Annotated in this window: 17 protein-coding genes and 1 pseudogene; 10 read left to right on the forward strand and 8 right to left on the reverse strand. The window is 72.6% G+C overall.

Going from position 1 to position 22,945, the window contains the following annotated elements; all coding sequences use genetic code 11:
* Nucleotides 1-365: 365 nt before the first annotated feature.
* Entirely contained in the window at nt 366-1,790 is a 1,425-nt protein-coding gene (locus ACFYUY_RS34050; protein WP_387906412.1) for a non-reducing end alpha-L-arabinofuranosidase family hydrolase, read from the forward strand.
* 86 nt (nt 1,791-1,876) lie between these two features.
* On the opposite strand, the gene ACFYUY_RS34055 is transcribed toward ACFYUY_RS34050, so the two are convergent.
* Nucleotides 1,877-2,902, reverse strand: coding sequence for a LacI family DNA-binding transcriptional regulator (locus tag ACFYUY_RS34055; protein WP_387906414.1), 1,026 nt, complete (start codon nt 2,900-2,902; stop codon nt 1,877-1,879).
* A 260-nt stretch (nt 2,903-3,162) separates the two neighbouring features.
* Here ACFYUY_RS34055 and ACFYUY_RS34060 point away from each other — a divergent pair, with 260 nt between their 5' ends.
* Nucleotides 3,163-4,134: a glycoside hydrolase family 6 protein gene (locus tag ACFYUY_RS34060; protein WP_387906417.1), complete on the forward strand. Its 972-nt coding sequence runs from the start codon at nt 3,163-3,165 to the stop codon at nt 4,132-4,134.
* Nucleotides 4,135-4,174: 40 nt separating this feature from the next.
* On the opposite strand, the gene ACFYUY_RS34065 is transcribed toward ACFYUY_RS34060, so the two are convergent.
* On the reverse strand, nt 4,175-5,218 hold the full coding sequence (locus ACFYUY_RS34065) for a LacI family DNA-binding transcriptional regulator (RefSeq protein ID WP_387906420.1): 1,044 nt from the start codon (nt 5,216-5,218) through the stop codon (nt 4,175-4,177).
* A 338-nt stretch (nt 5,219-5,556) separates the two neighbouring features.
* A pseudogene (locus ACFYUY_RS34070) lies at nt 5,557-5,988 on the reverse strand (glycoside hydrolase family 11 protein); the annotation flags it as partial.
* 168 nt (nt 5,989-6,156) lie between these two features.
* On the opposite strand from ACFYUY_RS34070, the gene ACFYUY_RS34075 reads away from it, so the two are divergent.
* On the forward strand, nt 6,157-6,309 hold the full coding sequence (locus ACFYUY_RS34075; RefSeq protein WP_387906471.1) for a hypothetical protein: 153 nt from the start codon (nt 6,157-6,159) through the stop codon (nt 6,307-6,309).
* On the opposite strand, the gene ACFYUY_RS34080 is transcribed toward ACFYUY_RS34075, so the two are convergent.
* The 5 genes from ACFYUY_RS34080 to ACFYUY_RS34100 form a co-directional block, all read right to left on the reverse strand.
* Nucleotides 6,288-7,376 carry an aldose epimerase family protein gene (locus ACFYUY_RS34080; RefSeq protein WP_387906423.1) on the reverse strand — a complete coding sequence of 363 codons (1,089 nt, stop codon included), beginning with the start codon at nt 7,374-7,376 and terminating at the stop codon, nt 6,288-6,290. The genes ACFYUY_RS34075 and ACFYUY_RS34080 overlap by 22 nt on opposite strands.
* An 83-nt stretch (nt 7,377-7,459) precedes the next feature.
* Nucleotides 7,460-8,968, reverse strand: coding sequence for an L-arabinose isomerase (gene araA / locus ACFYUY_RS34085; RefSeq protein WP_387906425.1), 1,509 nt, complete (start codon nt 8,966-8,968; stop codon nt 7,460-7,462).
* A gap of 11 nt (nt 8,969-8,979) precedes the next feature.
* On the reverse strand, nt 8,980-9,657 hold the full coding sequence (locus tag ACFYUY_RS34090; protein ID WP_387906427.1) for an L-ribulose-5-phosphate 4-epimerase: 678 nt from the start codon (nt 9,655-9,657) through the stop codon (nt 8,980-8,982).
* Nucleotides 9,654-11,351 (reverse strand): ribulokinase, encoded by a 1,698-nt coding sequence (locus ACFYUY_RS34095; RefSeq protein WP_387906428.1) that lies wholly within the window; start codon nt 11,349-11,351, stop codon nt 9,654-9,656. Before ACFYUY_RS34095 ends, ACFYUY_RS34090 begins: the two co-directional genes overlap by 4 nt.
* Nucleotides 11,352-11,680: 329 nt before the next feature.
* Nucleotides 11,681-12,715: a LacI family DNA-binding transcriptional regulator gene (locus ACFYUY_RS34100; protein WP_387906430.1), complete on the reverse strand. Its 1,035-nt coding sequence runs from the start codon at nt 12,713-12,715 to the stop codon at nt 11,681-11,683.
* A 540-nt stretch (nt 12,716-13,255) separates the two neighbouring features.
* Between ACFYUY_RS34100 and chvE the strand changes: the two genes are divergently transcribed.
* From chvE to ACFYUY_RS34135, 7 genes are all read left to right on the forward strand, one after another.
* Entirely contained in the window at nt 13,256-14,350 is a 1,095-nt protein-coding gene (gene chvE, locus ACFYUY_RS34105) for a multiple monosaccharide ABC transporter substrate-binding protein (RefSeq protein ID WP_387906433.1), read from the forward strand.
* Nucleotides 14,351-14,430: 80 nt separating this feature from the next.
* Nucleotides 14,431-15,978 carry a multiple monosaccharide ABC transporter ATP-binding protein gene (gene mmsA, locus ACFYUY_RS34110; RefSeq protein ID WP_387906436.1) on the forward strand — a complete coding sequence of 516 codons (1,548 nt, stop codon included), beginning with the start codon at nt 14,431-14,433 and terminating at the stop codon, nt 15,976-15,978.
* Between the two features lie 3 nt (nt 15,979-15,981).
* Nucleotides 15,982-17,217 carry a multiple monosaccharide ABC transporter permease gene (gene mmsB, locus ACFYUY_RS34115; RefSeq protein WP_387906438.1) on the forward strand — a complete coding sequence of 412 codons (1,236 nt, stop codon included), beginning with the start codon at nt 15,982-15,984 and terminating at the stop codon, nt 17,215-17,217.
* Nucleotides 17,218-17,541: 324 nt separating this feature from the next.
* The gene (locus ACFYUY_RS34120) at nt 17,542-20,163 is read left to right on the forward strand and encodes an RICIN domain-containing protein (RefSeq protein WP_387906440.1); all 2,622 of its coding nucleotides are present in this window, start codon (nt 17,542-17,544) and stop codon (nt 20,161-20,163) included.
* A 156-nt stretch (nt 20,164-20,319) separates the two neighbouring features.
* A complete protein-coding gene (locus ACFYUY_RS34125; RefSeq protein WP_387906443.1) occupies nt 20,320-21,339 on the forward strand; it encodes an expansin EXLX1 family cellulose-binding protein in 1,020 nt (339 codons plus the stop codon).
* A gap of 131 nt (nt 21,340-21,470) precedes the next feature.
* Nucleotides 21,471-22,004: a SigE family RNA polymerase sigma factor gene (locus tag ACFYUY_RS34130; RefSeq protein WP_387906445.1), complete on the forward strand. Its 534-nt coding sequence runs from the start codon at nt 21,471-21,473 to the stop codon at nt 22,002-22,004.
* The gene (locus tag ACFYUY_RS34135; protein WP_360212069.1) at nt 22,001-22,804 is read left to right on the forward strand and encodes a hypothetical protein; all 804 of its coding nucleotides are present in this window, start codon (nt 22,001-22,003) and stop codon (nt 22,802-22,804) included. Before ACFYUY_RS34130 ends, ACFYUY_RS34135 begins: the two co-directional genes overlap by 4 nt.
* Nucleotides 22,805-22,945 lie beyond the last annotated feature (141 nt).

Here is a 22,945-nt window from a genome sequence, read left to right on the forward strand (position 1 = left end):
CCCAGGCAGCCCCAGGTTTCTGCCAGGTAAATTGTGAACGCTAACAGACGTGTCCGAGGCTCCGGCGCCCACCCACACCCTCGCCGTCCCGCACGCTCCACACTCCTTGCCCCGTCCGCCCGCAACACCCTGACGACGCGTGCGCCCGCACGTCCCCGCTGCACGGTTTCCCGCCCCGACCCCGCACGCGACCTCTCCCGGACATCAGCGCCGGAGTGCCGCCACGCCCCGGAGCCGACGTGACGCACAACCGCGTCGGCTCCGCGGAACGGCAATGAGGTCGAGACGAACGGCGGTCACGGCGGTGCGCGGCGGTGCGCGGCGGTGCGCGACGGCCCCGTCCGTCCACCGAGAGAGAGGTCCCCATGCACAGCCGCAATCCCAGTCGCAAGAAGCTGTCCGCCCTGCTCGCCACCGCGGCCGCGGTGGCACTGTCGGCGACGCTCGTCGCCGGCCCGGCCCAGGCGGCCACCACCGGTGCCCTGCGCGGGGTGGGCTCCGGCCGCTGCCTCGACGTGTCGAACGCCAGCCGGGCCGACGGTGCCGGCGTGCAGATCTACGACTGCTGGGGCGGTGCCAACCAGCAGTGGACGTCGATGTCCGCCAACCAGCTCACGGTGTACGGCGACAAGTGCCTGGACGTTCCGAACCACGCCACCACCGCCGGCACCAAGGTGCAGATCTGGTCCTGCAGCGGCGGGGCCAACCAGCAGTGGCGGGTGAACGCCGACGGCACGGTCGTCGGCGTCGAGTCCGGGCTCTGCCTGGACGTCGACGGCGGGGGGACGGCCAACGGCACGGCGGCCCAGCTCTGGACGTGCACCGGCGGCAGCAACCAGAAGTGGACCGGCCTGTCCGGTTCGTCGACGCCGGCGCCGACGGGCGGCTCGTGCGCACTGCCGTCGACGTACCGGTGGTCGTCCACGGGCGCGCTCGCGCAGCCGGCGAACGGCTGGGGCGCGCTGAAGGACTTCACCGACGTCGTCTACAACGGCAAACACCTCGTCTACGCGTCGAACGTCTCGGGATCCTCCTACGGCTCCATGGCGTTCGCCCCGTTCACCGACTGGCCGGACATGGCCACCGCCCCCCAGACCGCGATGAACCAGAACGCCGTCGCCCCCACCCTCTTCTACTTCGCCCCCAAGAAGACCTGGGTCCTCGCCTACCAGTGGGGCCAGTGGCCCTTCATCTACCGCACCTCCGACGACCCCACCAACCCCAACGGCTGGTCCGCCCCCCAACCACTGTTCACCGGCACCATCCCCGGCGCCGCCCCGATCGACCAGACCCTCATCGCCGACGACCAGAACATGTACCTCTTCTTCGCCGGCGACAACGGCAGCATCTACCGGGCGAGCATGCCCATCGACAACTTCCCCGGCAACTTCGGCTCCTCCTACACCACCGTCATGACCGACACCGTCAAGAACCTCTTCGAAGCACCCCAGGTCTACAAGGTCAAGGACCGGAACCAGTACCTCATGATCGTCGAAGCCCGCGGCACCGACGAACACCGCTACTTCCGCTCCTTCACCACCACCAGCCTCAACGGCACCTGGACCCCCCAAGCCGCCACCGAGAACAACCCCTTCGCCGGCAAAGCCAACAGCGGCGCCACCTGGACCAACGACATCAGCCACGGCGACCTCGTCCGCACCAACCCCGACCAGACCATGACCATCGACCCCTGCCACCTCCAACTCCTCTACCAGGGCAAAGCCCCCAACGCCACCGGCCCCTACGACCGACTCCCCTGGCGCCCCGCCCTCCTCACCCTCCAACACTGACCCACCCCACCAGCCACACGACGCCCACACCACCACCAGGACACCCGCGCGCAAGCGCGGGTGCCCCGGCGACCACACTCCGACCGTCAGGGCGACCCGTCGGGGGCGGACTCCCGCACGACCAGGCGGGTCGGCAGGATCAGCGGGCTCGGGTCCCGCCCCTCGAGGGCGCCGACCAGCATCCGGGCCATCTCCTGCCCCAGCGCCCGCACCGGCTGGTGGATGGTGGTCAGGGGCGGACTGGAGTGCCGGGCACTCGCCAGATCGTTGAACCCGATCACGGCGACGTCCTCCGGCACCTTCAGCCCGTGCCGCCTCAGCGTCCGCAAGGCGCCGATCGCGGTGGCGTCGGAGGCGGCGAACACCGCGTCCGGCTCGCGGTGTTCGCGGAGCAGCCGCTCCATCGCCTCCGCGCCGCCGTCCTCGGTGAAGTGACCGGGCTCGACCCCGAGCAGCGGCACGCCGGCCAGCGCCAGCCCCTCGGCGAAGCCCTGCTCGCGCGCGACGGCGGCCCGGGCGTCCGGCTGACCGGTGATCGCGACGGGCCGCCGGCGGCCGGTCCGCACGAAGTGCTCGGCGGCCAGTCGGCCGCCGCCCCGGTTGTCGGCGTCCACGTACCACCGTGGCTCGCCGACCAGCGGGAGGCCGCCGAAGACCACCGGCAGGTCGGCCTGCGCGCCCAGCCGGGCAAGCGGGTCGTCGCCGCGCAGCGCCATCAGCATCACTCCGTCGGCCCGGCGGGAGCGCACCATCCGTTCGAACCGCTCCCGGCCGCGCGGGGTGTTGGCCAGCAGGAGGATCAGTTCGAGGTCCGTCGACTCGAGCACTTCGCTGACACCGACGACGACCTCGGCGAAGAACGGGTCGGCGAACAGGCCCGGCTCGTCGCTGGCGACCGCGAGCAGCACGGCGCCGACCCGGCGGGTCGCCAGCGCCTGCGCGGTCGGATTCGGCACGAAGCCCAGCTCCCTGACGGCCCGCTGGACCGCCTCGCGCTTGGCGCGGCTGACGTGCGGAGCGTTGTTGATCACCCGGGACGCCGCCGATCGCGAGACGCCCGCTCGTTCGGCGACCTCGTCGAGGGTCGGCATGCGTTTGGGGGGCGGCTGCATGGAAGGGACTGCTCCTCGGGTTCGCGCGGGCGGCGGACGACGCCATGATTCCACGCCCTCCCACGCCCTCCCGGCCTGCGGCGGAAACGTGGTCCGGGAGCGCTTCCACGTCCTGACGCTTCGGCCTCCGCCCAAGTCGACGTGACGCTCGACCTCTTGACATGTACTCAGCTGGGAGCGATCCTCCCCTCAGCGCGTCCCGCCCCCACCGGCCGAACTGGAAGCGCTTCCACTCTCCGCCCCCACCCGGAGGAAGACCCGTGCGCAGCTCCGTCCGCACCGCAGCCGCCCTGCTGGCGAGTGCCCTCACCGCCGCCCTCGCCGTCGTCAACGCCGGTCCGGCCCATGCCGCCGACCCCACCGGCATGACCAGCGGCTTCTACACCGACCCCGACAACTCCGCACTGCTCTGGGCCGACGCCAACCCGGGCGACGGCCGCGCCGGCGCGATCCGGTCCTCCATCGGCAACACGCCGGCCGCCCGCTGGTTCGGCAACTGGAGCGGAGACATCGGCGCGGCCGCCGGCGCCTACGTCGGCCGCGCCGACGCCGCCGACAAGCTGCCGATCCTGGTCGCCTACAACATTCCCGACCGGGACGTCTGCGCCGGCCAGTCCGGTGGCGGTGCGGGCAGCCGAGGCGCCTACGACAGCTGGATCGCGGCCTTCGCGAGCGGCGTCGGCAGCCGGCCGGCCCTCGTCGTCCTGGAACCCGACGCCCTCGGCCACGAGAGCTGTATGACGTCCGCCCAGGTCGCCGAGCGCAACGCCATGCTGAAGAACGCCATCGCCCAGTTCAAGGCGAAGGCCCCCAACACCTGGGTCTACCTCGACGCCGGGAACCCCGGCTGGATCGCCGCCCCGGCCATGGCACAGCAGCTGGCCGCCGCCGGTGTCAGCGGGGCTCACGGCTTCTCGCTGAACGTCTCCAACTACTTCGCCACCGGCCAGAACACCGCCTACGGCAACGCCGTCAACGCCGCCCTGAGCTCCTTCGGCTACACCAAGCCCTTCGTGGTCGACACCAGCCGCAACGGCAACGGCTCGAACGGCGAGTGGTGCAACCCGGCCGGTCGCCGGATCGGCACCCCCACACAGCGCGGCGGCGGCGCCGAGATGCTGCTCTGGATCAAGATCCCCGGGGAGTCCGACGGCAACTGCGGCGTCGGCGGCGGCTCCTCGGCCGGACAGTTCCTGCCGGAGGTCGGCTACAGGATGATCTACGGCTATTGAAGCTCCCGACCGGCACCGGCCCTGCCCGCGCTCCCGGCGGTCACCCCGCCTCCGGCGACCCGTCGCCGACCGGTCCGGCCGCCTCCCGCGGCGGAGCGGTGCTGCTCCGCTCGACCAGCGTGGTGGCCAGGTCCACCCGCAGGGCGGCGGGCCTGGCCCCCCGTCCGAGGTCGATGACCAGGCGGGCCGCGACCTCGGCCATCTCGGTCAGCGGCTGGCGGACGGTGGTCAGCGGCGGACCGACCCAGCGGGCCAGCGGCAGATCGTCGAAGCCGACCACGCTGAGGTCCTCGGGGACGCGCAGCCCCAGCTCCCGGGCGGCCTCGTAGAGCCCCAGGGCCTGGAGGTCGTTCCCCGCGAACACCGCCGTCGGCCGGTCCGGCCGCCCCAGCAGGTCGAGCCCGATCCGACGGCCCGCCTCGTGGTGGAAGTCCCCCTCGCGGACCAGCTCCGGGTCGTACGCGATGCCCGCCATGTCCAGCGCCGCGCGGTACCCGTCGGCCCGGGCCCGGCTGCACATCATCCTGGCCGGCCCGCCGATGAGGCCGATCCGGCGGTGACCGAGGTCGAGCAGGTGCCGGGTGGCGGCCAGGCCGCCGTCCCAGTTGGTGGTACCGACGGCGGGCACCTGCCGGCCAGGGTCGCCCGCCGGGTCCAGCACCACGAAGGGGATGCCGCGGCCCGTCAGCTGGTCCTGCTGCGCGCGCTCCAGGCCGGACAGCACCAGCAGGACACCGGTCGGCCGGCGGGCGAGCACCCCGTCCACCCAGGACTGACCAGGCGTGGGCCGGCCGGCGGACTCGGACAGCACGATGCTCAGGCCCTCCTCGCGCGCCACGTTCTCGACGCCGCGGATCACCTCCGTCGCCCAGGAGCTGTCCAGCTCGTGGAAGACCAGGTCGAGCAGCGGGCTCGTCCGGCTGTCCCCGCCCCGCCGGCGGTAGCCGTGCCGGCGCAGCAGCTTCTCCACCCGCTCGCGGGTGGCCGGGGCGACGTCAGCCCGGCCGTTCAGGACCTTCGAGACGGTCGGTGCCGAGACGCCCGCCTCCTGCGCGATCTCGGCCAGGGTCGCCACTCTTGTCACCAGGTCCTCCTGCACGCCCCGCCGGGCGAACTCCGCTGCTGTGATCCGGCCGTACGGGACGGATGCTAACCGCTCGGCCCCGCGGGACGAACCCCGCCGGAAACCTCGGCCGGCGCGAACGGCACGGCCGGCTCTCCCCCGGCCTGCGGTCCGGCCGGCACGGCGTTCGCCCGTCGGTGCCGAACCGGCCGGGCCACCGGCCGCCGGGGTGGCCGGTGGCCCGGGGTCCTGGGGGAGGGGGGAACGGGCCGGCAGGCGCTTTCGGTCCGGGTCAGCAGGCCCATCCGGTGGCGGAGTTCGGGGCAGGGGTGCGGCGGGAGGCGGTCGGCAGGGGCGCGTCAGGCCGCGGCACAGGTGACGGTGGGCCAGGTCCAGTTGCCGTTCGGCTGGACCGTCACCCCGAAGGTGTTCCCGTTGCCGTTGGGCTTGGCCACCAGGACCTGCGAATCCGGTAACCCCGCGGCAGCGTTCCAGGTCGACAGGACCTTGGCCGGCGACGGCACGTTCATCGTCACCGTCCAGGTGCTCGCGCCGCTCACCGCGACGTCGAGGTTGTAGCGGTCGCCCCACGACTGACCGGCCGACAGCGTCGCCGCGCAGCCGGCGCCACCGCCCGTGCCGGTGGAGTCGACCGTGACGTCGGAGCTTCCGCTGCTCCGGTAACCCTCGGTCGCCAGGATCATGTAGTTCATGGTGCCGAGGGGCATCCCGGCCCGGGCCCAGGCGTCGAAGTGGTTGCCGGTGGTGATGGTGCCCCCGGTCCGCTCACTCGCCGGCGACTTCACCTGTCCAGGCCTTGGCACACTCCACCCAACGACCGAACCACACCAAAGTCACCGGTATTGGCCCTAAGCCCTGCTCGCGCGCGACGGCGGCCCGGGCGTCCGGCTGACCGGTGGCCTCCGCGGCCGGGGCTCCCCGCGTTCCGAGGTGTGCCGATGGTCTCGCAGCCCCCGCGCGTGCTGTTCGGCGCCGCCTACTACCGCGGGTACCAACCGTACGAACGGCTGAAGGAAGACCTCGACCTGACGACGGCGGCCGGGTTCACCGTCGTCCGGGTCGGCGCGCGCTACTCCGCCGAGAAGCGGTAGACGGTCGTCGAGCGGAACTCCTCGCCCGGGCGCAGGGCGGTGGAGGGGTACGCGGGACGGCTCGGCGAGTCCGGGAAGTGCTGCGTCTCGAGCGCGATGCCGGCGTACGCCGGGTACGGACGGCCGGAGCGGCCCGTCAGCGAGCCGTCGAAGTGGTTGCCGGTGTAGACCTGGAGGCCCGGTTCCGTCGTCAGGCACTCGACGCGCCGGCCGCTTGCCGGGTGGCTGAGCACCGCGGCCCGCCGGAAGCCGCTCCCGGCAAGCACCCAGTTGTGGTCGAAGCCGGCGCCGGCCATGCGGACCTGCCGGTCCCCGTCGGTGACCCGCTCGCCGATCACCGCCGGCTCGCGCAGGTCGAAGGGCGTGCCGGCGACTGACGTGACCGGGCCGAGCGGAATCAGTCCGCCGTCCACCGGCAGGTAGCCCGCGGCTTCCACCCCCAACCGGTGGTCGAGCACCGTACCGCCGCCCTCGCCGGCCAGGTTGAGGTAGGCGTGGTTGGTGAGGTTGACGACCGTCGGGGCGTCCGTGGTCGCCCGGTAGCCGATCCACAGCGCGCCGGCCGGGTCGAGCAGGTACGTCACCTCGACGGTGAGTGCTCCCGGGAACCCCTCGTCCCCGTCGGGGCTGTGCAGGCGCAGCCGCACTCCGGCCCGCCTCCCCTCCCGGACGGGGACGCCCTCCCACAGGCGGGTCGCGAAGCCGTCCGGACCGCCGTGCAGGGTGTGGCCGTCGGCCTGGGTCGGCAGCCGGTGCGTCGTTCCGGCGACCGGTAGGACGCCGCCGGCGATCCGGTTGGCGTAGCGGCCGACCGTCGCACCGAAGTACGCGGCGCCGCCGAGGAGGTCGTCGACGCCGTCGCAGCCGAGGACGACGTTGGCGAGCCGACCGTTCCGGTCGGGCGCGTGGAGGGCCTGGAGGCGAGCGCCGAGGTCGAGCACTTCGGCCGTGACGCCCTCCGTGGAACCGACGGTCCAGCGGGTGACCGACCGGCCGTCGGGCAGGGTGGCGAAGGCGTCCTGGGAGACGGTCAGTTCGCCCTCGGACACGAGTGCGTCACTCGACACGGGATCACTCCGTTGCTCGCGGGGCTGCGGGGAACGGCGACGCCCGCCGGGCGGGAGGGCGTCGCCGGTGCTGGACCGGGGTCTCACAGCCCCTGGGACAGGCGGTGGTAGGCCTGGTTCCAGCGCAGTTCCTTGGTGAACCGACGGATGTTCGTGTCGTCGTCGATCACCAGCAGTTCGATGCCGAGCATCTCGGCGAGGTCCTCGAGCTCCTCGGTGCCGAGGGCGCCGGAGAGCACGGTGTGGTGCGGCGCGCCGGCCGTCAGCCAGGCCTCGGTGGAGGTGTGCAGGTCCGGGCGGGGCTTCCAGACGGCGCGGGCCACGGGCAGGTTGGGCAGCGGCGCCGGCGGCGCGACGACGTCCACCTCGTTGGCGACCAGCCGGAAGCGGTCGCCGAGGTCGGCGAGGCCGACCACCACCGCGGGGCCGGGTTCGGCGTCGAAGACCAGCCGGACGGGGTCCTCGCGCCCGCCGATCGCGAGCGGGTGGATCTCGCAGGAGGGGGTACCGGCCGCGATGCTCGGGCAGACCTCCAGCATGTGGGCGCCGAGGATCAGCTCGCTGCCGAACTCCAGGTGGTAGGTGTAGTCCTCCATGAAGGAGGTGCCGCCGGGGAGGCCGGTGGAGGCCGCCTTGAGGGTGCGCAGCAGGGTGGCGGTCTTCCAGTCGCCCTCACCGCCGAAGCCGTACCCGTCGGCCATCAGCCGCTGAACGGCGAGGCCGGGCAGTTGGCGCAGCCCGCCGAGGTCCTCGAAGTTGGTGGTGAAGGCCCGGAAGCCGCCCTGCTCCAGGAACCCGCGCAGGCCGAGTTCGATCCGCGCCGCGTAGCGCAGCGACTCGTGGCGCTCCCCGCCGGCCCGCAGCTGGGGCGCGAGGCGGTAGTCGTCCTCGTACTCCTTGACCAGGGCGGTGACGTCGCCGTCCTCCGCCGTGTCCACGGCGGCCACGAGGTCGTTGACGCCGTAGGTGTTGACGGAGACGCCGAAGCGCAGTTGGGCCTCGACCTTGTCGCCCTCGGTGACGGCGACGTCGCGCATGTTGTCGCCGAAGCGGGCGAGCTTGAGGCTGCGCAGGTCGGCGCGGCCGACGGCGGCGCGGGCCCAGGCGGCGATCCGGGCCGCGACGGCAGGGTCGCTGACGTGTCCGGCGACGGTCTTGCGCGGCACGCCGAGGCGGGACTGGATGTAGCCGAACTCGCGGTCGCCGTGGGCGGCCTGGTTCAGGTTCATGAAGTCCATGTCGATGGTCTGCCAGGGCAGTTCGACATCGGCCTGGGTGTGCAGGTGGAGCAGCGGCTTCTGCAGGGCGTCCAGGCCGGAGATCCACATCTTCGCCGGGGAGAAGGTGTGCATCCAGGCGATCAGGCCGATGCAGTCGTCGGCGGAATTGGCCTCGAGGCAGATCCGCCGGATCGCCGCGGCGTCGGTGAGGACGGGCTTCCAGACGATCTCGACCGGGACACCGGCGTCGCCGTCCAGGCTCTCGGCGATCCGCTGGGACTGCTCGGCGACCCGGCGCAGCGTGTCCTCGCCGTAGAGCCCTTGGCTGCCGGTCAGGAACCAGACCTGGCGGCCCTCCAGTGGCTTCTTCATGGGGTGGCTCCTCATCCGGCCTGGGGCTGGCCGTAGACGTTCTGGTAGCGGAAGTTGAGGCTGTCGATGTCGGCCTGCGCGATCGGCAGGGGCTCGCCGAGCTGGCGGGAGAGGTGGACGGTGCGGGCGACGTCCTCGCACATCACGGCGGCCTTCACGGCGGCCCTGGCGTCCTTGCCGATGGTGAAGACACCGTGGTTCTGCATCAGCACGGCGGGTGAACGGTGGCCTCTGAGGGTGTCCACGATGCCCCGGCCGATCGAGTCGTCGCCGATCAGCGCGAACGGGCCGACGGGGATCTCGGCACCGAACTCGTCGGCCATCGCGGTCAGGACGCAGGGGACGGCCTCGCCGCGGGCCGCCCAGGCGCAGGCGTAGCTGGAGTGGGTGTGGACCACCCCGCCGACCTCGGGCAGGTGGCGGTAGACGTAGGCGTGCGCGGCGGTGTCCGAGGACGGCGCGTGGGCTCCCTCGACGACGTTGCCGTCCAGGTCGCAGACGATCATGTTCTGCGGAGACAGGTCGTCGTAGGAGACGCCACTGGGCTTGATGACCAGCAGGTCCGCTCCCGGGACGCGGGCGGAGACGTTACCGGCGGTCCAGACCACCAGGTTGTAGCGGACCAGCTCCTGATGCAGGTCGCTGACCTGGCGGCGGATGGCGTCGACGGTCGTGTCGGTCGCGTTCACGGGGCCTCGCTCGGTGTGGTGAGGGCGGCGTTGCGGATGTCGCGCAGACGGTGCAGGAGCTTGTCGGCCCCGCGACCGAAGTGGTCGTGCAGGGCGCGGTACTCGGCGAAGAGCCGGTCGTAGGCGTCGGCGGCGGCCGGATCGGTCTGGTACGCGCCCCGCCGCACCCGGCCCATGGCCTCGGCCGCGGTCCGTACGTCCGGGTACGCCCCGGCGGCGACCGCGGCGTGGATCGCGGATCCGAGGGCGGGGCCCTGCTCCGACTCGGCGACCGAGACCGGGCGGCGCAGCACGTCGGCGTGGATCTGCATCAGCAGGGCGTTCTTCTTGAGGCCGCCGGTGACGATGAACTCGGTGACGGGGACCCCTCCCTGCTCCAGGGCCTCGACGATGACGCGGGTGCCGAAGGCGGTGGCCTCCAGCAGGGCCCGGTAGATCTCCTCGGGGCGGGTGGCCAGGGTGAGCCCGGCGATCACGCCGGACAGGTGGTGGTCCACCAGCGTGGACCGGTTGCCGTTCATCCAGTCGAGTGCCACCAGGCCGTGCGCGCCGACGGGTTGGGCGGCGGCCTTGCGGGTGAGCAGCCGGTGCAGGTCCTCGCCGCCGGCCTCGGCCTCGGCCAGGTAGTCCGCGGGGACGCCCTGGCGCAGCCACCAGGCGAAGATGTCGCCGACGGCACTCTGCCCGGCCTCGTAGCCGTAGGAGCCGGCGACGATGCCGTCCTCGACCACACCGCAGATGCCGGGGACGTCGGCGAGCGCCGCGCCGTTGACGACGTGGCAGGTGGACGTGCCCATGATGGCGAGGAGTTGGCCGTTGTCGACGGCGCGGGCGGCCGGTGCCGCGACGTGCGCGTCGACGTTGCCGGCGGCGACCGCGATCCCCTCGCGCAGGCCGGTCCACCGTGCCGCCTGCGCGGTGAGCGAGCCGACCCGGGAGCCGAGCGGGGAGAGCGGGTGCTCCAGGCGGGTGCGGGCGAAGTCGGCGAACCCGGGGTGGAGCGCGGCGAGGTAGTCCTCGCTCGGGTAGCTCCCGTCCTGGTGGATGCCCTTGTAGCCGGCGGTGCAGGTGTTGCGGCTCTCGGCGCCGGTGAGCTGCCAGACGATCCAGTCGGCGGCTTCGATCCAGCGCTCGGTCGCGGTGTAGACGGCCGGGTCCTCCTCGAGGACCTGGAGGGCCTTGGCGTACTGCCACTCCGCGGAGATCCGCCCGCCGTAGCGGGAGATCCACTTCTCACCCCGGGCGTGGGCCAGGGAGTTGATGCGGTCCGCCTGGGCCTGGGCGGCGTGGTGCTTCCAGAGCTTGGGCCAGGCGTGCGGGCGGGACGCCCAGTCGGCCGTCTCGGCCAGCGGGGTGCCGTCGACCAGTACCGGCAGGACGGTGCAGGCCGTGAAGTCGGTGGCGATCCCGATGACGTGCGCGGGGTCGACGCCGGCGGCGGCGAGTGCCGCCGGGACTGCGGTCTGCAGCACCTCGCGCCAGTCCCCTGGGTGCTGCAGCGCCCAGTCTGGCGGCAACGGCTCTGCTGTGCCCGGCAGTTCGCGCTCGATGACGGCGTGCGGGTACTCGTGGACGGCGGTGGCGACCTCCTCGCCGTCGCGCACGCGGACCACCACGGCGCGGCCGGAGAGGGTGCCGAAGTCGATCCCGACGACGTATCTCTCCGGGTCGGGGGCAGCGGGATTCACGGTCACGTCGTCATCCTTCGTACGGGGACCAGGCACTGGGGCGACACACCTGTGGTGTCGCCTGCCGCCGGTGGATCCGCGGCCGGGGCAGGGGGCAGCTCACCGGCGACAGGCTCCGTTCCGCGGCCTCCCCCTCAGGAGGGCGGAACGATGGACCACCGGCCGGACGCCCAGAAGCGGGACATGGTGGCGCCTGGCCGGCGGAGTGGGTGGGCGTTTCGCTCGTGTTAACGCTCACAGAAATTGTGAGCGTTAACATTCAACGTGTCAAGGGACGCTCCAGCGCCGGGCGTCCGTCGGCCCGGGCCGTCAGCGCGGCGGGCGGCGCCGGCGGTTCAACGGCGGACGACCGGGCCCACGCTACGGCGCAGCACCAGCTCGGGCTGGATCCGCACGTGGCTCGGGGCGGACCTCGCATCGCCCTCCAGCTCCCCCAGCAGCAGCTCCAGCGCCCGCCTGCCGAGTTCGCCGAAGTCCTGTCGCACCGTGGTCAGCGGCGGGATGAAGTAGGCGGCCTCCGGGATGTCGTCGAAGCCGACCACACTGATCTCCTCGGGCACCGACCGGCCGCCCTCGTTCAGGGCGCGCAGCAGACCGAGGGCCATGTGGTCGTTGGCGCAGAAGACGGCCGTGACATCGGGCAGTCGCGCGATCCGCAACCCGGCCTGGTAGCCCGAGCGGGCGCTCCAGTCGCCCCGCTCGACCTCCGGCACGGGGGCCCCGGCCGCCTGGAGCGCGCTGCGCCAGCCCTCCTCGCGGTCCTGGCTCTCCAGCCAGTTGGCCGGCCCCGCCAGGTGGTGCACGGTGCGGTGACCCAGGTCGAGCAGGTGCCCGGTGGCCTGGCCGGCACCGAAGCGGTTGCCCACCGACACCATGGGCACCTGGGTCTGGTTGCCCGAGCCGACCGCGACGACCGGCACCGAGCTGGAGAGCCGGGCCACGGCGCTGACGGCGGAGGTCTGCGGCGCGATCACCACGACGCCCTCCACTCCCTGGTCGCGCAGCCGGTCGACGGCCTCCTGGACCGACCGGCCGTCGAGGGAGCGCAGGCTGGTCACGCTCACGAAGTATCCGGCGCTTCGAGCGGCCTGCTCGATGCCGTCCAGCATCGAGGCCGGTCCGTACAGCGTCGATTCGAAGCTGACCACGCCGAGGGTCTGCGAGCGGCGGGTGACCAGGGCGCGGGCGGCGGAGTTGGGCCGGTAGTCCAGTTCGCGGATGGCGGCCAGCACGCGCTCCCGGGTGTCCGGCCGCACGTGCGGGGCGCCGTTGAGCACCCGGGACACCGTCTGGTGGGACACGCCCGCCAGTTTCGCCACGTCCGCCATCACGGGCTGGCGGTGTTCCGTCCCGGCACTCTCGGTTCCCACGGGCTCTCCCCTCCTCGGCTGCCGCCCACAGTACGCGACCAGCCCCGGGGCGTTCCGTCACCCTCGGTCGAGGGGCGCGACACTCTTCGCGCCCGACCGCCCGGGCCGCCGGCAACCGACCGGCGCGGCACAGCGGGCGCGCGCACGGGTTCGCCCCCGGCCGGCGGAGGCGGCGGCTCGACGGGCGCCCCGACGCCCCGCCTACCCGCGTCGGGGCGGGCGCGCCCGCGGCGCCCGAGCGCCGGCCCGACCGCCCGCGGGCGCCGCCGCCGGCGCGCCCGATCCGCCGCCTGCGACGCGCGCCGCCCGGCCGCGACCGCCCGGGAGCCGACGCCAGATCTCGGGGACCCAACGATGCCCCGAACCCTCTTGACTCCAACAGATGTGAGCGTTAACACTCATGTAACGCCAGGCCAGGGCGGCCGCCACCCCGACGCCCCACAGCCCGAGGGACCGCTCCCGGCCGGCCTCGCCCGACCGCTACCAGCCGCCCAGTCAGAGGACGCGCTGTGCCGGTCGCGGAACACCACTGGAGGAACTGTGCGGAGAATTTCGGCGGGCCTGGTCGCCGCGGGCCTGGTGCTCTCACTGGCGGCCTGCGGCCAGAGCGCCAACGGCGGCGGCGACGGTGCGGCCAAGGGGGACGCCAAGGGCGGTCTGGTCGGCATCGCGATGCCGACCAAGTCGTCGGAACGCTGGATCAACGACGGCACCAACATGGTCAAGGAATTCCAGGCCAAGGGCTACAAGACCGACCTGCAGTACGGCGACAACGTGGTCGAGAACCAGGTCTCCCAGGTGGAGAACATGATCACCAAGGGCGCCAAGCTGCTCGTGATCGCCGCCATCGACGGCTCCTCCCTCACCAACGTGCTGCAGAAGGCCGCCGACGCCCGCATCCCGGTGATCTCCTACGACCGCCTCATCCGCGGCACGGCGAACGTCGACTACTACGCGACCTTCGACAACTACAAGGTCGGCGTCCTCCAGGGCGGCTACATCGCCGACAAGCTCGGCCTCAAGGACGGCAAGGGCCCGTTCAACGTCGAGCTCTTCGCCGGCTCTCCTGACGACAACAACGCCACCTTCTTCTTCAACGGCGCGATGAGCGTCCTCAAGCCGTACATCGACCAGAAGAAGCTGGTCGTGCAGAGCGGCCAGACCGAGTTCAACCAGGTCGCCACGCTGCGCTGGGACGGCGGGCTCGCCCAGTCCCGGATGGACAACCTCCTCAGCAAGTCGTACACCAGCGCCCACGTCGACGCCGTGCTCTCTCCGTACGACGGCATCTCGATCGGCATCATCTCCTCCCTGAAGGGCGTCGGCTACGGCACCGCGAAGTCGCTGCCCGTCGTCACGGGCCAGGACGGCGAGCTGGCCTCGGTGAAGTCGATCATCGCGGGCGAGCAGACCCAGACGGTGTACAAGGACACCCGACAGCTGGCCAAGGCCGCCGTCCAGATGGGTGACGCGCTGCTCACCGGCGGCAAGCCGGAGGTCAACGACACCAACCAGTACGACAACGGCGTCAAGACCGTCCCGGCCCAGCTTCTGCAGCCGGTCAGCGTCGACAAGGACAACTACCAGAAGGTCCTGGTCGACAGCGGCCAGTACACCGCGGACCAGCTCAAGTAGCCCGCGGGGCCCTGCCGAACCGGCGGTGCGGCACCCGGGGGACCGGCCCGCACCGCCCCGAACGATACGGACGCACAACCATGGCTGGACCCGTTCTCGAAATGCGGTCGATCAGCAAGTCGTTCCCCGGCGTGAAGGCGCTCTCCGAGGTCAACCTGAGCGTCGCCGCCGGCGAGGTGCACGCCATCTGCGGTGAGAACGGCGCCGGCAAGTCCACCCTGATGAAGGTGCTCAGCGGCGTCCACCCGCACGGCGGCTACGAGGGCGAGATCCTCTTCGAGGGCGAGCCCTGCCGGTTCAAGGACATCCGGGCCAGCGAGCAGCGCGGCATCGTCATCATCCACCAGGAACTGGCGCTGGTGCCGTACCTGTCCATCGCCGAGAACGTCTTCCTCGGCAACGAGCACGCCTCCCGGGGCATCATCAGCTGGCAGCGCACGCTCAGCCACGCCGCCGAACTGCTCCGTCAGGTCGGCCTCGCCGAAAGCCCGCACACCCGGATCGCCGACCTCGGCGTGGGCAAGCAGCAGCTGGTCGAGATCGCCAAGGCGCTGGCCAAGAAGGTCAAGCTGCTCATCCTGGACGAACCGACGGCCGCGCTGAACGACGAGGACAGCCGCAAGCTGCTCGACCTGATCGTCGAACTCAAGGCGCAGGGCATCTCCTGCATCATCATCTCGCACAAGCTGAACGAGATCGCCCGGGTCGCGGACTCCGTGACCATCCTGCGCGACGGGCGGACCATCGAGACCATCGCGATCGGCCCCGGGGGCATCTCCGAGGAGCGGATCATCCGCGGCATGGTCGGCCGGGACCTGGAGCACCGGTACCCGGAGCGCACCCCCGACATCGGCGAGGTCGCGTTCGAGATCGAGGACTGGAGCGTGCGGCACCCGATCGACCAGCAGCGCATGGTGGTGGACGGCGCCTCGCTGAGCGTGCGGCGCGGTGAGATCGTGGGCATCGCCGGCCTGATGGGCGCCGGCCGCACGGAGTTGGCCATGAGCGTCTTCGGCCGCTCGTACGGGCGGTGGGCGGCCGGGCGGGTCCGGCTGCACGGCCGGGAGATCCGCACCCGGACCGTCCCCGAGGCGATCGGGCACGGCATCGCCTACGTCACCGAGGACCGCAAGCAGCTCGGCCTCAACCTCATCGACGACATCAGCCGCAACATCTCGCTGAGCGCGCTCGGCAAGGTCGCCCGCCACGGCCGCGTCGACCGGCACGAGGAGGCCAAGGTCGCCGAGTCCTTCCGCCGCACCATGAACATCAAGGCCCCGACGGTGTTCACCCGGACCGGCACGCTCAGCGGCGGCAACCAGCAGAAGGTCGTCCTCAGCAAGTGGATCTTCGCCGAGCCCGAGGTGCTGATCCTCGACGAGCCCACCCGCGGCATCGACATCGGCGCGAAGGCGGAGATCTACACCGTCATCGCCGAACTCGCCGCCCAGGGAAAGGCGGTGCTCGTCATCTCGTCCGAACTCCCCGAACTCCTGGGTCTGTGCGACCGGATCTACGCCATGGCCGAAGGCCGGATCACCGGCGAGGTCGCCCGTGGCGACGCCACCCAGGAAACCCTCATGCGGCTCATGACCATGAGCGCCGCCTCCAGCAACGAGCAGGTGTAAGGCATGGCCCCGACCGAGATCATCCCTGATTCGTCCCCGACGGCACCGCAGACCGGTCCGAGCCCCTCCATCGGCTCCGTCCTGGCCCGCGCGGTGCAGGGCAACGTGCGCCAGTACGGCATGCTGGTCGCGCTCGCGCTGATCGTGCTGCTGTTCCAGATCTGGACGGACGGCATCCTGCTCCAACCGCTCAACATCACCAACCTGATCCAGCAGAACGGCTACATCCTGATCCTGGCGATCGGGATGATGATCGTCATCATCGCCGGGCACATCGACCTCTCGGTCGGCTCACTGGCCGCCTTCGTCGGGGCCGCCGCCGCGGTGATGATGGTCAAGCACCAGGTGCCGTGGCCCGTGGCGGTGCTCGTCGCCCTGGCGATCGGCGCCCTCGCCGGCGCCTGGCAGGGCTTCTGGATCGCCTACCTCGGGATCCCCTCGTTCATCGTCACCCTGGCGGGCATGCTGCTGTTCCGCGGGGGCACCCAGATCATCCTGCAGGGCCAGTCGGTGGCGCCGTTCCCGAAGGGCTTCCAGAGCATCAGCAGTGGCTTCCTGCCCGAGGTCGGCCCGCACACCGACTACCACAACCTCACCCTGCTGCTGGGCCTCGCGGTGCTGGCCGTCGCGATCCTGCAGGAGGTGCGCGGCCGGCGGCAGGCCGCCTCGTACGGGCTGGAGCCGCTTCCGATCGGACTGTTCCTGGCGAAGCTCGGCGTGATCACCGCGGCCGTGGCCGCCTTCACCCTGCTGCTGGCCAGCTACCACGGCGTGCCGATCGTGCTGCTGATCCTCGGCGCGCTGCTGGTCGGCTTCGGCTACCTGATGCGCAACTCGATCATCGGCCGCCACACCTACGCCATCGGCGGCAACGAGGCGGCGGCGAAGCTGTCCGGGGTGAAGAGCAAGCGGGTCGTCTTCCTCGCCTTCACCACCATGGGCGTCCTCGCGGCGCTCGCCGGCCTGGTCTTCGCCGCGCGCCTCAACGCCGGTACCCCGCAGGCCGGCATCAACTTCGAGCTGGAGGCCATCGCCGCCGCGTTCATCGGCGGCGCCTCCGCCAGCGGCGGCGTGGGCACCGTCCTCGGCGCGATCATCGGCGGTCTGGTGCTGGGCGTGCTGAACAACGGCATGTCGCTGGTCGGCGTCGGCACCGACTACCAGCAGGTCATCAAGGGTCTGGTGCTGCTCGCGGCCGTCGGCTTCGACGTCTACAACAAGCGCCGGGCCGGCTCCTGACCGACCGCTCGACGGGGACGGGCCGCGGTGCGCACGCACCGCGGCCCGTCCTGTCCCCCGTGCCGGCGCCCGAGGGGATGCTCTCCGGCGAGGGGCCCCTCCGAGGGGTTCGGCGGGCCGCCGGCACCGGGGCGAGCACGACCAGTGCCGGCACGTGCCGGGATTCCTTCCGGCGGGCGGCAACCTCCCCTGGACCGGCGGCAACTGACAGACGACACCGAGGGCGGAACGTCCCCCGGGCCGTCCCCCTCAACCGCCGACCGCCGCACGCGGCCGCCCAGCCGGGCCGGGTCGCCTCGGCGGGGCCGAAGCAAGGAGCCCCCCATGAACGAGACGGATCCCACGGCGACCGGTCGCGGCCGGCGTCCCCGCGGGCGCCACCGCCGGCGCTGGACGACGCTGGGCCTGGCACTGGGCGTGCCCGGCGTGCTCGGCCCGTACCTGCTCTTCGTGCAGGCCGACTCCGACGCGGCGTCGGTGGATCCCGACGCGTACTACTCGCTGGTGTCCGTCCGCAGCGACAAGGCCCTGGACGTGCCCGGTGCGGACGCGGCCGACGGTGCCCGGGCCCGGCAGACGAACCGCGTGGCCGGGGCCGCGAGCCAGCAGTGGAGGCTGCGGCTGGTGGGGGACGGCTACTACGAGCTGGAGAACCGCGGCACCCACAAGGTCCTCGGAGTGCACGACGGCTCCTCCCGGCCCGTGGCCGCCGTCGAGCAACAGAGCGACCACGCCGCCGCCTCCCAGCAGTGGCGGATGCAGGACGTCGGCGACGGCGCGGTGAAGTTCGTCTCCCGTGGCAGCGGCCTGGTGCTGGACGTCTGCGGCGGAGGCGAGGAGGAGGGCGTACCGCTCATCCAGTACGGCGACACCGGCGGCGCCAATCAGCGGTGGAAGCTGGTGAAGGTGCCCGGCGCGGGCGGGTACACCTGGCACAACGCACAGATCGTCGGCGGCGGCTTCGTCACCGGACTGGTCTTCAACCCCGCCCGGAAGGACCTGCTGTACGCCCGGACCGACATCGGCGGCGCGTACCGCTGGGACGCCGCCTCCGGGCAGTGGACCTCGCTGACCGACTGGATCGGCGGCGCCGACTGGAACCTGCTCGGGATCGAGAGCCTGGCCACCGACCCGGTCGACCCGGACCGGCTGTACCTGGCCAGCGGCACCTACACCAACGACTGGGCGGGCAACGGCGCGATCCTCCGCTCCACCGACCAGGGCCGGACGTTCCAGCGCACCGACCTGCCCTTCAAACTGGGCGGCAACGAGGACGGCCGGTCCATGGGCGAGCGGCTGGTGGTCGACCCCTCCGACCACCGCACGCTCTACCTGGGCACCCGAAAGAACGGCCTCTGGCGCAGCACCGACTACGGCGTGACGTGGAGCCAGGTCACCGCCTTCCCCGTCAAGGACGGCGCGAGCAGCGGTGTCGGCCTGTCCTTCGTGACCTTCGGCCCGTCCGGCAGCAGGACGGTCTACGTCGGGGTCGCCGACAGGTCGACCTCCCTGTACCGCTCCACCGACGGCGGCGCCACCTGGCAGGCCGTCCCCGGCCAACCGACCGGCCAGCTGCCGCAGCACGGCGTGCTGTCCGGCGACGGCTCGTTCTACCTGACGTACACCAACGCGCCCGGCCCGAACGGGGTGACGGCCGGCTCGGTGTGGAAGTACACGCCCTCCACCGGGGCCTGGAAGAACGTCTCGCCGTCCAGCGGTGGTTACGGCTTCGCCGGCCTCGCGGTCGACCCGCAGCACCCGGCCACGGTGATGGTCACCACCATGGACCGCTGGTGGCCCTCCGACGAGCTGTACCGCTCGACCGACGGCGGCGCCACCTGGAAGGCCCTCGGGGCGACCTCGGAACGCGACAACTCGGCGGCACCCTACGTGGGCACCGGCATCGGGCACTGGATGGGCGCGCTCGCCATCGACCCCTACGACTCCGGGCACGTGCTCTACGGAACCGGCTCCGGCATGTGGGGCAGCAGCGACGTGACGGCGGCCGACGGCGGGCGGCCGACGCACTGGACCGTCCCGGCCAGGGGGCTGGAGGAGACCGCGACGCTCGGCCTGGTCAAGCCGCCCGGCCTCCCGCTGATCAGCGCGCTCGGCGACATCGGCGGATTCCGGCACGACGATCTGACCAAGGTCCCCGCCAAGGCGCTGAGCGGTCCGCTGTTCACCAACACCACGGGCATCGACTTCGCCCAGGGCAAGCCGGAGTTCATGGTGCGGGTCGGCCTCGGCAGCGCGCAGCACGGCGCCTGGTCGGCCGACGGCGGAGTCACCTGGGCTCCCTTCGCGGCCGCTCCGGTGGGCGACGCGGGCGGCGGCTCCACCGCCGTCTCGGCGGACGGCGGCACCGTGGTGTGGACCCCGGCGGGCCGGACGCCGTTCCTCTCGACCGACCGGGGCACGTCCTGGACCGCGGTCTCCGGCCTGCCCGGGGAGGCGGCCGTGGTGGCCGACCGTTCGGTGGCGAACACCTTCTACGCGCTCAGCGGCGGCACCCTCTACGCCTCCACCGACGGTGGGCGGCACTTCACCGCCCGGGCCGCCGGACTGGGCGACGGCCCGCTCAAGGCCGTCCCGGGCGTCGCCGGTGACCTGTGGATCGCCGGCGGCGGCAACGGGCTGCGGCACTCCACCGACGGCGGGGCGACGTTCCGCAGGCTCGACGGCGTCGAGCAGGCGGGCGCCGTCGGTTTCGGCAAGGCGGCGCCCGGGGCGGGCTACCAGGCCCTGTACCTGAGCGGGAAGGTCAAGGGCGTCATCGGCCTGTTCCGCTCCACCGACGGCGGCTCGACGTGGGCCCGGATCAACGACGACCAGCACCAGTTCGGCGGGAGCGTCATCAACGTCGTCTCCGGCGACCCCGACGTCTTCGGCCGGGTGTACCTCGGCGGCTACGGCCGCGGCGTGGTCTACGGCGACCCGTCCTGACCGGCCCGGCCCCGGGGCGGGCGGGGATCCGCACCGCCCGCCCCGGACCGGCCCCGGGAGAACGCCGCGAAGAAACCCGCGCCGTCGCGGCAACCTTCCCGTTCCCGGCGCCCACTGGGCGGTGGAACGTCGAGTCGATCTACCGAATGGACGGGAATGAGGGCAACGAAGCACGCCGCCCGGCAGGCGAACCGCACGCGCCGGCTGGTGATGGGCATTCCGTTGGCACTGGTGGCGGTCGGCGTACTGGTCTGTCTGGCCTTCGCGCTCCTGCCGCGCGGCGGGAACGACGCCGGTGCGACGGAGCCGGCCGCCGTGTCCGCCGCGGCCACCGAGCCCAGCATGCCTCCCGGCACCGGCGTCCCGGCCGACCCCACGCCCTCGACGGCACCGCCGTCGGCCACCGGCTCCGCGCCCGCCGCCACCCGCACGCCGTCGCCCTCGGCCAGTCCCACACCCCGACCGTCGACCCCCTCCGCGTCCGCGTCCGCCAGGGCCACCCCGTCACCGTCGGTCGCCGCCGGCGGTTCCGGCCCCGCACCCGCCACGGCGTCGCCGGCCGGGCGGATCAAGCCCGGCGCGGACTACCAGGGCGTCGCGACCTCCTACGACGCCGCGGACGGCAACGGTGCCTGCTCGTTCGGCCCGTCCGGTGACCTCATGGTCGCGGCGATGAACCACACCGACTACGAGTCGTCCAGGGCGTGCGGGGCCGTCGTACGCGTCCACGCCGCCGACGGGGCGAGCATCACGGTGCGGATCGTCAACGAGTGCCCGTTGCCCTGCGCGCCCGGGCAGCTCGACCTCAGCCACGAGGCCTTCGCCAAGCTGGCCGATCCCTCGGTGGGCCGCCTGCCGGTCACCTGGACGGTACTGAGCCCGGCCACGGCGCCGGACACCATGTCCATCCGGTACAAGACCGGGTCCAGCCAGTGGTGGTGCGGGATCCAGGTGATCGGCCACCGCAACCCGGTGGCGACGCTGGAGGTCCGCGCCGCGGGCGGCTGGCGGCAGCTGTCCCGCGCCGACGACAACTACTTCCGCTCCCCCGACGGCGGCGGGTGCGGCGGATCGGTCAGGGTCACCGACGTCTACGGGGAACAGCTGACCGTCGACGGGATCGCGGTGAAGCCGGACGTCGTCCAGCCGACCCGAGTCCAGTTCGCCCGGCATTGAACGCGCCGCTCGCCCGCCGGCCGTCGCCGCTCCCCCTCCGGGGCAGCCCCCGCTCCGCGCCGGAGACGGGCACTGCTACGCTCGCGCCCATTGTTAACGTTCACATTGCAGGGAGAGGGCGACCGGGGGAAATGCTCCTCGATGACGCGTCCGCGGAGTTCCACGACTTCTTCGAACGCCACTACTCCGAACTCGCCCGTCTCGCCCACCTCCTGACCGGCGAGGCGGACGCGGCCGACGACCTCGCCGCGGACGCCCTGATCGCGCTGTGGCGACGCTGGGACCGGCTCCGCGCGGCCGACCACCCCCTCGCCTACGCGCGCGGGGTGGTCGCCAACATGGCCCGGGCCCGGATCCGCAGCGCCATCCGCGAGCGGCGCCGGGTGCTGCTGTTCTGGTCCCGCGCACCCGAGCGAACGGACGGCCCGGACGTGGCCGCCGTGCTGGACGTCCGGACGGCGCTCGACCGGCTGCCGTTCCGCAAGCGGGCGTGCGTGGTGATGCGCCACGCCTTCGACCTGTCGGAGAAGGACACCGCCGCGGCGCTGGGCATCTCGGTCGGTACGGTGAAGAGCCAGACCTCGAAGGCGATGGCCGAGCTGGAACGCGCACTCGGCGCACGAGCGGTCGGCGAACTGGCGACAGGAAGGAGGAACGTACGGTGAACGAGCACATCACCCGGCAGCTGCGCGAAGCGGCCGAAGCCCACCGGCCCGACCGCGCACGGATCCTGGCCCGCGTCGAGCGCGGAGCGGCCGGCCCCTCCGTCCGCCACCGCGCGCCGGCGGTCATGAGGTCGTGGCCCAGAGCCGCCCTCGCCGCCCTCGCCACGGCCGGCGTCCTGGCCACCGGCGGCCTGGCCGTCGCCGGCATCGTCCGGACACCGCTGCAGCCGGACACCGTCACCACCACCCCGGCCGGCCCGCTCCCGACTGCGACCGCGACCCCGTCCCCGACGGTCACCCCTTCGCCGACCCCGGCAGCCCCGGGCACCGTCACCCCGCCCCCCGTACCCGCCCCGGCCACCACCCCGGGCAGTCCGCGCCCCACCCCCTCGGCCAGCAGCCACCCCGTGAACGGTGCGCTGTGGTCGGAGGGATCGGTCGACTCCCACAGCACGGTGTACTGGGCCCAGCAGGACCTCGTCCTCAGGACCACCCAGCCGCTCACCTCGCTCACCGTCGAGCTACGGATCGCCCAGACCGGCGAGGTCCGGGACACCGGGAACTGGCGGACGCTTCCGAGCGAGGACTTCACGGTCACCGTCCAGGAGTCCGGCGGCGTGCTGTTCTACCGCTGGGTGCTGAAGCCGGGCCGCACGGTTCCGGTCGGGCAGCACGAGTTCGCCGGCCAGTTCAACCACGCCACCGGCGTGCGCAGCGCCGCCAACGACGGCTACCGGGTCGACGCCCAGTCGGCCGGCGGCCCCGCCTCGGTCTGGGGAGGGTTCGGCCCGGCGCGCTGAGGCCCGCCCGGTGTGCCGGCCCCACGGGGTCGGCGGGCGGGGTGGCGTCACTCCGTGAGGGCCGCACCACTCTCCCGGTCGACGAAATGTCCTCCCCGGCCCGGCAACCTTTCCCCCCAGGGCGGCAACTGACGGGTAACC

This window comes from Kitasatospora sp. NPDC004745 (assembly GCF_042873275.1).
Classification (GTDB): domain Bacteria; phylum Actinomycetota; class Actinomycetes; order Streptomycetales; family Streptomycetaceae; genus Kitasatospora.